Annotated in this window: 8 protein-coding genes; 2 read left to right on the top strand and 6 right to left on the bottom strand. The window is 35.7% G+C overall.

Going from position 1 to position 12827, the window contains the following annotated elements; translation table 11 throughout:
• Positions 1-483: 483 nt before the first annotated feature.
• Positions 484-1323, bottom strand: a complete 840-nt coding sequence (locus ABD915_RS03680; protein ID WP_345115329.1) for a DUF1460 domain-containing protein — start codon at positions 1321-1323, stop codon at positions 484-486.
• A 927-nt stretch (positions 1324-2250) separates the two neighbouring features.
• Complete coding sequence (gene carA / locus ABD915_RS03675) at positions 2251-3447, bottom strand: glutamine-hydrolyzing carbamoyl-phosphate synthase small subunit (RefSeq protein ID WP_345115327.1); 1197 nt, start codon at positions 3445-3447, stop codon at positions 2251-2253.
• A 324-nt stretch (positions 3448-3771) separates the two neighbouring features.
• Here carA and ABD915_RS03670 point away from each other — a divergent pair, with 324 nt between their 5' ends.
• On the top strand, positions 3772-3912 hold the full coding sequence (locus tag ABD915_RS03670; RefSeq protein WP_345115324.1) for a hypothetical protein: 141 nt from the start codon (positions 3772-3774) through the stop codon (positions 3910-3912).
• Positions 3913-4374: 462 nt separating this feature from the next.
• Here ABD915_RS03670 and ubiC read toward each other — a convergent pair whose 3' ends face one another.
• The 4 genes from ubiC to ABD915_RS03650 all read right to left on the bottom strand — a co-directional run bounded on the left by ubiC (position 4375) and on the right by ABD915_RS03650 (position 10714).
• On the bottom strand, positions 4375-4893 hold the full coding sequence (gene ubiC / locus ABD915_RS03665) for a chorismate lyase (protein WP_345115321.1): 519 nt from the start codon (positions 4891-4893) through the stop codon (positions 4375-4377).
• Positions 4894-6904: 2011 nt separating this feature from the next.
• Positions 6905-7156: a GlsB/YeaQ/YmgE family stress response membrane protein gene (locus ABD915_RS03660; RefSeq protein ID WP_345115318.1), complete on the bottom strand. Its 252-nt coding sequence runs from the start codon at positions 7154-7156 to the stop codon at positions 6905-6907.
• Between the two features lie 594 nt (positions 7157-7750).
• Positions 7751-9427 (bottom strand): Na/Pi cotransporter family protein, encoded by a 1677-nt coding sequence (locus tag ABD915_RS03655; protein WP_345115316.1) that lies wholly within the window; start codon positions 9425-9427, stop codon positions 7751-7753.
• A gap of 69 nt (positions 9428-9496) precedes the next feature.
• Positions 9497-10714 (bottom strand): mechanosensitive ion channel family protein, encoded by a 1218-nt coding sequence (locus ABD915_RS03650; RefSeq protein WP_345115313.1) that lies wholly within the window; start codon positions 10712-10714, stop codon positions 9497-9499.
• A gap of 135 nt (positions 10715-10849) precedes the next feature.
• Between ABD915_RS03650 and dnaG the strand changes: the two genes are divergently transcribed.
• Positions 10850-12787, top strand: coding sequence for a DNA primase (gene dnaG / locus ABD915_RS03645; RefSeq protein WP_345115310.1), 1938 nt, complete (start codon positions 10850-10852; stop codon positions 12785-12787).
• Positions 12788-12827: the final 40 nt, after the last annotated feature.

Here is a 12827-nt window from a genome sequence, read left to right as displayed (position 1 = left end):
AAAGTCAAGATATTCAAAATTACCATGAATGATGAAACATGAGAGTTATTTATAAAAAATGGGATTTTGTAAAGTGAGATCGAATTTTTTATGCGCAGCGGTGGATACAATGTGCTTATCATGATTGCTCTGTTTGTCATGGTTAGTTTTTTAGCTATTTTTGCATTTTCCCTTTCATGATGATGCTTTATGATTCTTAACTTCCATAAGCTATCATGCTAGATTTAATTAGAGTCATAGATAGAATTTTTTATTTCGTGAATCATAATTTAATAATGGCAAAAGAGAATTATTGATGATTAAGTTTTCTGTTTGATCAATGTAACAAGCGGGACTAAGAATATCTGATGCAGCGATTAAAAATGTAAAAAAATATATTGTAGCTATATAGACTACACGAATTGGGATATTTATCTTGATAATTTAAGTGCTTATTGGAATACATATTTTGATAATATAGGGGACATTTCTGCCCCATATACATTATTTTAGGGCCCTTAAAACGATAATTCCTGGTGTTTTCGCTACATAGTCCATAAAAGGGGAATCCACGACTTTTTCATTTTCTTTTCGTGAGGAAGCATTCCGTAACATCGGACCATTATCTGTCATAATAAAGAAACCCACATGGGTTACATCCAATCCAGGAAGTTTGGTGTAAATACCAATGAAATCACCAGATTGTAGACGGCTTATAACCTCTTCATTAATAAAGTTACTTGGAATATATGTTATATTGCGTTTAACAATGGGTAGACCAGGAAGGTAGTTTCCACCATCAGACTTTTTGTTGAGATATTTTTCAGTGGTTACTGCATTAGAGCTTATTTGTGGGGTGATGTCATCGGCAAGTTTATACTCTCTATAAGCCCAGTCAGTGAAAAAATGCTTCCGGTTTAAAAAACTAACATGACCTTCAACATAACGTGTTCGGATGACATTATTTATGAATTCTGTTTGCGATGTTGATTTTCGTAATGCTTCAACGTAGTCCAGATAAGTAAAGCAATCTAAGCCTCTAAAATCGATTATAAGCTTTTCTGGTGTAATTTCTGAGCCATATAACATATTTGCTTGGTAAGGTGTTTCTAAAAAAGCTTCAGATAGCAGCTCAATCATTTTTTCTGTTTTATGATCACTCATTTTTGAGCGTTCTTTAAGAATGGTGTTTAATTTATCTAAAGTGTATGGATCTAGGTTTACTTTTGCTGTTTGGTGCGTCTCCGTTTGATTTTCTGAAGTATCTTTGTTTACATCAGAAACTGGGAAATCACATCCTGTAATCAACGCTGAAATTAAAATCATTTGAAATATTTTTCGCATTTTTTCACCATTTTTGAATTGATAATGATCGATGTTTTCCTGCGCTCATTAGATTGTTCTTGGATTGAGTTGAACATACAATAAATATAGTCATAATTGTGTTTTAATTTTATGCAGATTAGGTACGATGTAAATAATTGTTATTCTCTAATTATAAAAATTATATTCTATAATAAACTTAAATTTTGCAAGAGTGATTTTGTAAGAGTGGACAATATCTTCTTATTTTTGTGTTATTATAATATTATTAATATTTTATTGGATTTATTTATATAAAACTGTTTTTTTATGTATAAAAGTTTGAATTATATTTAAAATTTTCTTAGTTTTTTATGTTTTATAAAATATAAACTTTATATTCTTGTAGTATAGTTTCTAATAAGATTGTTTCTCGAAGAGCGATGTAAGCAGATTATTATGCTGAAATTTTAATTCATTTCATTTTTTAAAATTATTTTCCTGAAACTGGTGATGCTTACAAAAGTGCATGGGATGATCATGTGTTTGGTAAAATGAGAATTGGTGGTATTTTTTTGGTTTTTTCTAATATTTTTTTACTTTATCCTATTCTTTGGTAAGAATAAGTTGTCTTCTGTAGCGGTTCTTAACAGCAGGTAGGGGTTAGAAAATAGTAGAGAAAGCAATGCGTATACGCCTACTATGAATGATCAAAACTTGATCCAAAATTTGTTCAGCGTGGGCTTATTTTAGCTTTTATGACTTTGTTATTGGATATTATTGCTATTTTTGAAATTCTGATTGATAGGAATACTTTGTTAAGGCAATTACAAAATACAAAAGGTAAATAAAGCTCATTAATTCTACAAGTGTTGAGAAGTGAGCCGCTCTGTTACTCAAATAACATGTCCGTATATAGCAAAAGAGTACAGTTTGGGAAAAGGTACCCGAAAAATAAAGTACTTTAGACTAAGCTGTTTTTTTATAATCCATAATGAGATCAAAAAAACGTTGAAACAGATAGTGACTGTCTTGTGGTCCAGGGGAAGCTTCTGGGTGATATTGAACAGAAAAAACTGGTTTTCCAATGATTCGAATGCCGCAATTTGAGTTGTCAAAGAGGGAAATATGAGTCTCTTCAACATGTTTTGGTAAAGATGTCTTATCTACAGTAAAACCGTGATTCATAGATACAATCTCAACTTTTCCGGTCGTAAAATCTTTAACAGGATGATTGGCGCCATGGTGTCCTTGATGCATTTTTATAGTTTTTGCTCCAACAGCAAGAGCTAGGAGTTGGTGCCCGAGACAGATGCCAAAAAGCGGTATATCACTGTCAATGAGTGCTTTAATGGTTGAGACAGCATAATCGGCTGTGGCAGCTGGATCACCCGGTCCATTGGAAAGAAAAATACCATCAGGATTCAATGCCAGAATTTCTTCTACGTTTGTATTTGCTGGTACAATTGTTATGCGTGCACCTTGTGCAGCCATGAGACGGAGAATATTGCGCTTAATACCATAATCAATTGCAACAATGTGAAAATTGTACCTGTCATTTGTACTATAGCCCTCATTCCATATCCATGGCTTTTCATTCCATTCCATTGATTGCTTTGATGTCACTTCTTTTGCGAGATCAAGATTGATAAGGCCAGTCCATTTTTGTGCACGTTTTTTTAGAGCATTGATATCAAAATTTCCATTTGGATCATGGGCGATGATGCCATTGAGTACACCTTTTTCACGAATAAGGACGGTTAATGCTCGTGTATCAATGCCACAAAGTGCGATTATTTTACGGGTTTTGAGCCATTGATTAAGATTTTCATTTGCACGATAGTTGGAAGGATCGGTAATGTCTGCTTTGAAAATAGCACCGACTGCTCCATAACAATTAAAGGGGGTGAGATCTTCAATATCTTCACTATTTGTCCCCACATTGCCGATATGAGGAAAAGTGAAATTAATGATTTGCTTTTCATATGACGGATCTGTGAGGATCTCTTCATAGCCTGTTATGGCAGTGTTAAAACATATTTCAGCTTCAGCAACACCTATAGCACCTGCTCCTTTGCCTTCAATAACTGTTCCATCGGCCAATATTAAGAGGGCTGTAGGTTTGCTTACACTCCAAGGATTTAGAGATGGAATAGTTTGTGTCATAGTGTGTGCTCACAATTTATGATCTGAAAGGTATAATGACTAACGTTACACAAAAAACACCACCCTAACAAACGCCGTGTATACTGTGTATATTGTTCTTTTAATGTTTTGCTTAAGGTGGGGAGTATAGGTATATTCTATGAAGAGGTAAAGTCCTGTTTTTGGATTTTCCAAGGCCTCGATATTAATTATTTTTTATTATGCATTGTAAGACATATAAGGTTTGCTTAGCAGCTGTTTTTTTGAACAAAGACGGATGAATTTGTGTTGCATGACCAGATTGATATGGAAATTCGAAATTGCTTTGAAGGTGTAAGATAGATTTTGCTGCGATTCGTTTCATCGATGAAGCATTTAATTGGTGCTTCAGTTAGGGTTTATAATATTTTTTATCGTGATGAAGGCAAGCTAAAACCACTGATTGTCAAACAGTCTCTTTTAGCAAAAATGGTTGGAGAGCCTTAAAAGTAAGCGTGTTATAAAAAATCTTGTCGCTTGAAATTGGCGGGAAAAGAACAAGAGAAAATGACAGTTTTTAGTAGCATCTTTCTATCAGATGGATGAAGTGGAAGTGAAAAGAGTCTTCAGTGAGGCTTTGGTGCAAACAAAGGCTTATGAAAAATTGAGCGATGAGTTCAGATGATGGCTTTGTTAAAAGAATGCTCTGTGGGGGCAGATGAATTTTTTTAAGGTTGGCAATAGTCCTGTTAAAAATTACAGAAAATCTTATCAAGCTGCAAAGAGAACCTGAAAATATTTTTATTGTGAGCAGCCTTTTGTGCGTGCGGATAATGTAGGGGTATGTCGATAAGCAACATTCATCGTAGAGGAATGCTTTCAAGTAAGAAATTTAGAGGTTCTTGCTGTTGATAGGTAAACAAGATATCTGTTCTCTGTTTCACATCATGTTAAGGTATTTATGTCCTTCTATATGGAATTTGTTGTGTACAGCGGTGAAGCTGCTAAAAACAGTTCGGTTAACAACAATGGTTTTCCTGCTAGACGCAAACGGGAGCGGCGTGCCCACAGCGCGTCTTGTCGGCCGATATGAATGTAATCGCGGGTCAGTTTGTTACTGCTGAATAGATAGTGCCCCAGTGGCACAGTTCCTAAGTTTATGATTGCTTGATTGTGATCAAGGAGGGTTTCTTGCGGGATTACAGTGCGTCCAAGGAGCCAAGGTTGATTGTCTCCCATCAGTATGATTTCGCGTAGCCAATAACGTGAGCTATCGGGCAGATGCTCAGCTTCTTCCTTCAGTTTATCACGCGTAATGAAGCATTCACGTTGTGGTTCGATGCGTATGCGGGTGCAGTGATTTCCAAGTCGACGTGTCATGGATCCCACCTCCATTAGCCAATCATTTATGCTAGCTGGTATTGGAGGATCTTTATCAGATAGCCAATTCAGAGGTGGCAAGATGGAATCCTTAGGATTAGACATCATTTCACTCTATATCTAAAACTGTATTTTATGGGCTGTGTGTTGGATAATATAAATAGACCCCCTGCATTATAATATAGGAATGCGAAGGCAGCAAGATTCTAAATGGGAAGATGTAAGGAGAAAATTTAATAGAGTGGTTTTTAAAAATATATTATAGAGTGCTGCTTCATTTGAAAAGGTAAATAATTGTATTACGATTTATCTAAAGCTCTTTCACATAATGCGTTATGGAATTTTCTTGATAGCAACAGGAGGTTGGGAAAAACAATACCTTAAAATTTGTTTTTAGGGCATATAAAAAAGGGATAAAGAATTGATTTACGTGAGAAGGACTAGAAAAGAAATACTAAAAGTGGCAAATTCCTTATTTAATACTTGAGAAAATGAAAGAGTACTCAAGCCATTTGAATTTAGATGTAAAGGTTCTTGCATTATTTATAATCTAGAAGCGCATTAAAATGATTTAGAAAGAGTAAGACTGAATAAAACAATGTGCTACAAAAGGCCTCCGATCATTAAGGCTAAAAATAATAAAATATGGGGTTACCTCATACCCTTTGTCTCTCGCACATCAATACAAGTATGGTAAATTTCCAAGAGTTAAAACAATCGTATTTGAAGAATACATATACATATGCGATAATAATGGATAGCTGAGAGATGGACCCCAACATTAGTAATAGTAAGTTTTATGTGAAGCTGCCTTTAGGCATCGTGATGATGGTAGAATAACATGTCTTGGAAATAGTATTTCAGGATTTAATCCTTATTTTTATTTTTTTGATTACGTCATCATGAAGATAATGGATTTACTCATTACAAATCTAAATCCATTTTATTAAATAATTCTATTAAAGATGATTTTACTTTTGTACGTAAAATGAAATCTTTATACAAAAAACTATTCGTTAACCTTATTACAGGTGGGCATGAATTAGCTGTATTTTTCGCTAACGAAAAACTCTTCATCAAAAAGAGGAGAACGCGTGGATATAATACCTATAGTATGGATAATGATAGTATGGATAATGGTGTTTTATATGAAAATGCCATTAAAGAAAAAATTTCAAGAGATTACTAATAAAAACAATGAGCTAAATTTATTAAGAATGGTGATATTTTTTTGGTCAATGGTTGTGAAAAGAGCTATGGAATTCTTCGTTAAAAAGAAAGCTATCATATCACGGTTTTTGTTTGATGTATGATGCTGTAATGGTATATTATAATACAAAAATATAAGAAAAATTATTATTTGTATAAATAATAAATTATTTTTTACTGAAATTATCTTTAAATAATAATCTTGTTAATATGCTCTTAAATTTACAAAATAAATTTAATAGAAAAATATATTCATTAATAAATTATATACTTTTAAAAATAATTGATAAAAAACGAAAACAAATAATAGTAAAAATAAAAATTAAAGAGTATTCTTTTTACATTCTATGTATATTAGGAAAACTCTCTTTTAAATTATGAAATTCAAGATGATTATTTGAGTTTTCTGCTAGAACTTTTATTGGTGAGGTACATAGAAGTTCAATTTCACGTGATAGAGCTTGTGATCCTCATTATTGTTTTTTTATAATAACATGCCGAGGCTGTGTTGGTATTACAGTGAGATAAGCAAGATTTGATTATGATTAGCATATTCTCTTTTTATGAGAAATTTGATTATCAGTATGAACTGTAACAACCACATGTTCGAAGTGGTGATATTTGAGTATGAATGATAGAAAAGAAAATTAGTATTGCATTAAAATACAATGCAAACATTTCTCCTTGTACGAGCACGCTCTCACCTTTTGATGTCGTATATTAAGTCATGCGTTACTAAAGAATTTCCCCGCTCCTGCTACTTAATGATATGATGATGGTGATGCAAAAGACCGCAACCTAAGCATTTCACCACCACTTCTCCGATTGCTTTAACTTCTAAAGTTATCATTGAAATATCTCAGGATTCTCAAGAAATACCAAAAGGTGCTCTAAAAAATGAATAAATGCTCTATGGTTGAATTTTCCTCCCTATCCATATCAGGATACAGGCTCCAATAAAACCAGAAACAAGATAGCCAAACCACCCAGCAAAGCTAACGCCTAAAAGCCCAAAAAGAAAGCTGGCTAGTGCAGCTCCAATAATTCCCAAGATAATATTCAGAAATATTCCTGTTTGGCTTTTCATAAGATACTTCGCAGCCCAACCTGCAAGACCGCCGATAATAATAGCTACAATCCAGCCGATATTTGCATCTTTCATCACATTCTCCCTCCTTTGCCGTAATCTAAACTGTTAGTTCTAACTAGGGTAAGCTTTGTAAAGATCAAGGTTTCTTTCTTTTTTGCCTAGGAGGATATTGCTGCTGGAAACTTTGTTATAATTTCTATTTGCTGATTTTCAATTCAAGTGGACATCTGATGAGCGCAGCATTATATCCACAAAATCGCATAAACTCGCTTATAATAACAAAAAGCATTGAGGTTAGCAATATTTTACGTAAAAAGAGAAAATACTTGTGACAGTATTTTGAGAGTATAAAATAATGTATTCAATTCATAAGCAGTTTTCTTGCCAATTCTTCTAACAAAATTCAAAAAATAAAATGGCATGACGAGAGCAACGAGCAAAGTTGACGCTCAAAAAGTTCAAGAAAAAGTTTGCCGATACGATATCAATGATGCTTGAAATGATGTTTAACTCTTTGCAAAATACTGTGGAGGTAGAATCTGTAAAAACATTGATATATGAGTCGCAGTCTCACTAATGGTTGCGTTTCTCATAATACACTCCTCCTCCTGAATGAGAATTATGAATTTTCTCGTTCAACTCTTCTAAAAGTTAAGATTTAGCTGTTTATTGTTCAGAGGGATTATGCAAGCGGGAATTCTTGAGTAGTCCTTTAGCTTCTAGAATTGGGTAGATCATTGAGGTTAAAAGGGAGTTGATTTGTTTGAGATCGCGTACAGTATCAAGATGAAGGCTGGAGGATTCTATATTTTTGAGGTCACTTTCACGGAGGCGCTTAAAATGCTTTAGACTCATCTCTTTTTCTAAATTTCGCAGCTGATCTTTTTTCTGTACCAATAAATGTGCGGTGTGTGTGTCACGCGAGACAAGAACATTAAATGCGATATGTGCATTGGCCAGAACAATGGCGTGGAAATGAAGGAGGTCATTCCATCCGTCATTACTGAATTGTAAACCTTTTTGTTGTTTCTTTTTAACCAACATAAGCATATTGTGAATAATGATGTCTCCCGCTTGATCCAATTTTATACAGGCGCTCAGAAGTTCTTGTGTTTGGAGAGCTTCTTCATCAGATAATTTTTGTCCGGCTAGTCGGGCAAGATAGAGTTTGATTGCGGTATGCTTTTTGTCCAATATGGTATTCAGCTGGTTGAGCTCACGAATGATGTCAGGATCAGGTTTTTCATAAAGTCCCATGATTTTTTCTAGCATGATGTCCACAAGGTCACAAATATGGATGACTTCACGCATAACGTTAGAGAGTGCTAAAGTTGGGCGTTCAAGAACACTATCATCAAGAGCTGTTTGCTCGGATAAATTAAGTGTCTTATTGGTTTGCGTGTTCTTTGTACTTAAATGGACAATTTTAGTGGTCAGCTTTAAAACCCATTTCGAGAGCGGTATTCCAGCAAGAAGAATAAAAACATTAAAAATGATATGGGCATTAATAACTTGAGTAGAAGCGTCATTGCCAAGCCATGTGATTGGTGGTTGAAAGAAGAGAAATAAGATAAGGACAAGGATCGAACCTGCTCCACGCATGAGTAAATTTCCTAATGGAACAAGGCGGGTATTAGGAGAGGCGTTGCGTGTTAAAAGCGGTGCTATGAGAGAAGAACCAAAATTGACGCCAAGGACCATTATAACACATAGTTGAGCATGGATAAGATCATAATTGGCGAAATTAACCAATAAAATAATTCCTGCAATAGATGAATGTAAGAGGTAAGTGAGTGCTGCTGCTAATAAAAAAGTGGAAACAGAATCGGTTGAAAGATAGCTAATGATGCTAGGCAAAATCGCACTATCACGTAAAGGCTCTGTAGCTGCGCTTATCATTTGTAAAGACAAGATCAAAAGGCCAATACCGATGATGATACGCCCGATTTGACGCCAATTACGTTTTTCAGTTGTCATGAAGATAAAAGTGCCAATTAAAAGACATAAGGGCACAACGATAGTAAGATCATAAGAGAGGATTTTGACAACCAATGCCGACCCTAATTCTCCCCCACGTACAGCCATAAGTCCTGCTAAACCAGAGACAAAACCAGATTCAACAAAAGAACCAACAAGAAGCGTTATTGCTGTAGAGCTTTGTAAAATCATTGCTGTAAACAGTCCAAAGCTTACAGCAAAAAATGGTTTGGAAATAACGTGGCGCATTTTGTATTTAAGCCTGTCACCATAGGCGCGTTCAACTCCCGTGCGCACCATACGTGTGGCCCAAAGAAGCAAAGAAATAGCGCCTGCAAGATGAAGGAGCACCAATGAACCATTCATGATACTTTTTCTTTCTCTATTGTCATGAATACAGTTGATCTAAAAATTGACGAATTGAGGTTTATCGTTTTACTTTGCTCTCGTTTCTAATACATGACGAAAGTCATAACCGCTTGGGTTTTGAAAAATCTTTAGACCAAAACTGGGAAGAATGGAATAAAGATGATCAAAAATATCACTTTGAATTTCTTCATATTCCAGCCAAATGGTTGTGTTGGTAAAACAATAGATTTCCAAAGGTAAACCATTTGGTGTAGGAGGCAATTGCCGCGCCATTAAGGTCATGTTTTGTTCGATGTTTAGATGATTTTTTAGATAAGCAAAAACATAAGCACGGAACGTCCCAATGTTGGTTAAACGGCGGGTATTGGCTAATATATCATGATTTTTATCTAATTGAGCATTCCATTCATTGATTTCTGGTATTTTTTGTGTGAAATAATTTTCTAACAAGTTAAATCGGGAGAGGTATTTTTGTTCTTCTTCTGTATGAAAACGGATGCTTGATTGGTCAATAAACAGAGAGCGTTTGATGCGTCGTCCACCTGCTTCTTCCATTCCGCGCCAATTCTTAAAAGGATCCGTCACCAGTTTACGGATAGGCACAGTCGTGATTGTTTTGTCGAAATTTTGGACTTTAACGGTATGAAGTGCAATTTCAGTGACATCACCATCTATATCGAGACTGGGGATTTGAATCCAATCGCCGACACGTACCATATCGGTGGATGAAATTTGGATACCTGCAATGAGAGAAAGGAGCGTATCTTGGAAAATCAACATCAGAACAGCCGCCATTGCACCAAGACCGGATAAAAGAATAAGAGGTGAGCGGTCAATCAATGTGGCGACCATGAGAATTGCAGCTATAGTAAAGAGCGCAATTTTAGCGATTTGAATATAACCTTTTATTGGTTTTAAACGCGCTGTGGGCTGTTGTTCATAAAGGATATTAATAACGTTAAGAAGAGAAGAGATTGCTAGGACAACAACAAAAATAATCAAAGCGTTAGCAACATTGCTGATGATTGTGCTAAGTTCAGTAGGGAGTGTCGGGATAAAATCAATGCCGATTGAGAGAGTAAAGGCTGCAATAATATTAGCTATGTACTGAATGGTGCGTTCAATATCGGCGGTTGTCGTTTTAGGAAGAAAAGAGGAAAACCGTTTTGCTCCGTGAATGAGTGTATTTCGTGCTAAAAAGTTGACTAAAAATGCTATAAGAATAAGAATAATGAGCCAAGCAATAGATTCTAGCAGTGGATATTGAACAAGAAATTTGATCACTTTATTTACTCTCCATTTCTAAATTATATACGGTTGAGCTCTTAAAATCTTTCAACCACTTAAGATGAAGTATTGGAATTATGCTCTAAAGTCGTTAAACATGCAAAAAAGAATTTTGAAACTCTGTGAGAGATAATGCGTTTTCCGTCTGATTTCCTTGATGAGATCCGCACCAGATTACCAATTTCAACGGTTATTGGCCAAAGGGTGGTATTTGATCCCCAAAAAAGCAAGCCTTCGCGAGGAGATTTTTGGTGTTGTTGTCCATTTCATGGAGAGAAAACTCCAAGTTTTCATTGTGATGATCGTAAGGGGCGTTATTATTGTTTTGGCTGTGGTGTGAGTGGTGATATTTTTACTTTCCTTTGTGAGCTTGATGGATTGCGCTTTTCAGAAAGTGTAGAGCGTTTGGCTGATTTTGTGGGGATGAAATTACCTCTTTTGGATCCACAAAGTCATAAACGTCAAATGGAAAAGGCTGACCTTTATGATGTTATGAAAATAGCTACGGATTTTTTTCAATATAGCTTACATGATAAAGGAGGTGCTACAGCGCGTCGTTATCTTGATGCGCGTGGTGTAACGCCAAAGCTTGCAGAGCGCTTTCGGATTGGTTTTGCTCCGACAAGGCGTACAGCTTTGAAAGAAGCTTTGAGTGCGCGTGGTATTTCAATAAAACAAATGGAAGATTGTGGGCTTCTCAAAGTAGGGGATGATGGTAGATCTTCCTATGATCGTTTTAGAAATCGTATTATATTTCCTATTGAAGATTTACGCGGACGTGTCGTAGCTTTTGGAGGACGTGCGTTAGATAAAGATACGCGGGCAAAATATCTCAATAGTCCTGAAACAGTGCTTTTTCATAAAGGAAATATGCTTTATAATGCAGCTACTGCGCGTAAAAATAGCCGCTTTGTTGGTGATGAAAAAATCCATTCACTCCTCGTTGTTGAAGGCTATATGGATGTAATAACATTGACTAAAGCAGGCTTTGAGGGGGCCGTAGCGCCTCTGGGGACAGCATTAACAGAAGCACAAATTGGACTTTTATGGCAGATGGCGACCGATCCAATTTTGTGTTTTGATGGAGATGATGCTGGTTTAAAAGCTGCTTTTCGTGTTGCTGATCGTGTCTTGCCTCTTTTAAAGGTGGGGGTGTCTGTGCGCTTTGTTTTGTTACCACAAGGTAAAGATCCAGATGAAATTATTCGTGCTGGTGGTGCACAGCTTTTCACTTCTTTTTTGAAAAAATCAATTCCACTGATTGAGCTTTTGTGGTTGCGTGCCACCTATGGAAAGAACTTTGAAACTCCAGAAGCACGAGCAGCGCTAGAAAAACAATTAAAACAGCAAATTTTTACGATTAAGGATGCTGATGTACGCCGTTATTATTTTCAAGATATAAAGAAACGGCTTTTTGATTTTTTTCGTCCATTTTTTTCGAAAAGAAAAGGTGCAGGACAATATGGACAGAATCCTCAAAATAGGGTATTGAAAGATCAATCTTTTTCGATGTTGGAAAATTCTGACATCGTGCGCAATTCATCACATTCTATTCCTCTCCGTGAGGCCGTTATTTTGTTGATTTTGGCGCATTATCCTGACTTATGGTATGAAAATTTTGACGTTCTTACTGAGTTGGAGTTGCAAAATACGCAATTAGTAAGCTTTCATCAATCTATGTTAGAAATTCTCGGGAGCCGGCAGCTTCATGATAAAAAAACAATGGTTGCACTTTTAGAAGAAAAAGGGCAAAAAGCTCTCTTAGAGCGTATGACAAATCTGGTGAAAAATGTTGGTATGCGTACTGTCTTTGCTGGGGCCCCCATAGAAGATGCCCGTGCTGTATTAAAACAAGCCATCTACTTGCATCTTCAAGAACACCACCTACATAAGAGACTACAAGATATTGAAGAGCAACTTGTGGAAAATCCTCATAGTGAGGTTTTTGATCTGCTTCGTGAAATAAAAATCGAGCTGGAACAGATGCAAGCGACAGAAGCTTTAATTGAAGGATTTGGAAGTTGGTTTGATGAAGAAATAGACGGGAATAAAAAAGATCAGATAAAATGATTCGCTTTTTTTGAACGAATCAGTCACCTAAAGCTTAGTA

Source organism: Bartonella jaculi (assembly GCF_039543045.1).
Lineage (GTDB): Bacteria > Pseudomonadota > Alphaproteobacteria > Rhizobiales > Rhizobiaceae > Bartonella > Bartonella jaculi.
This window is presented reverse-complemented; position numbering and strand designations above follow the sequence as displayed.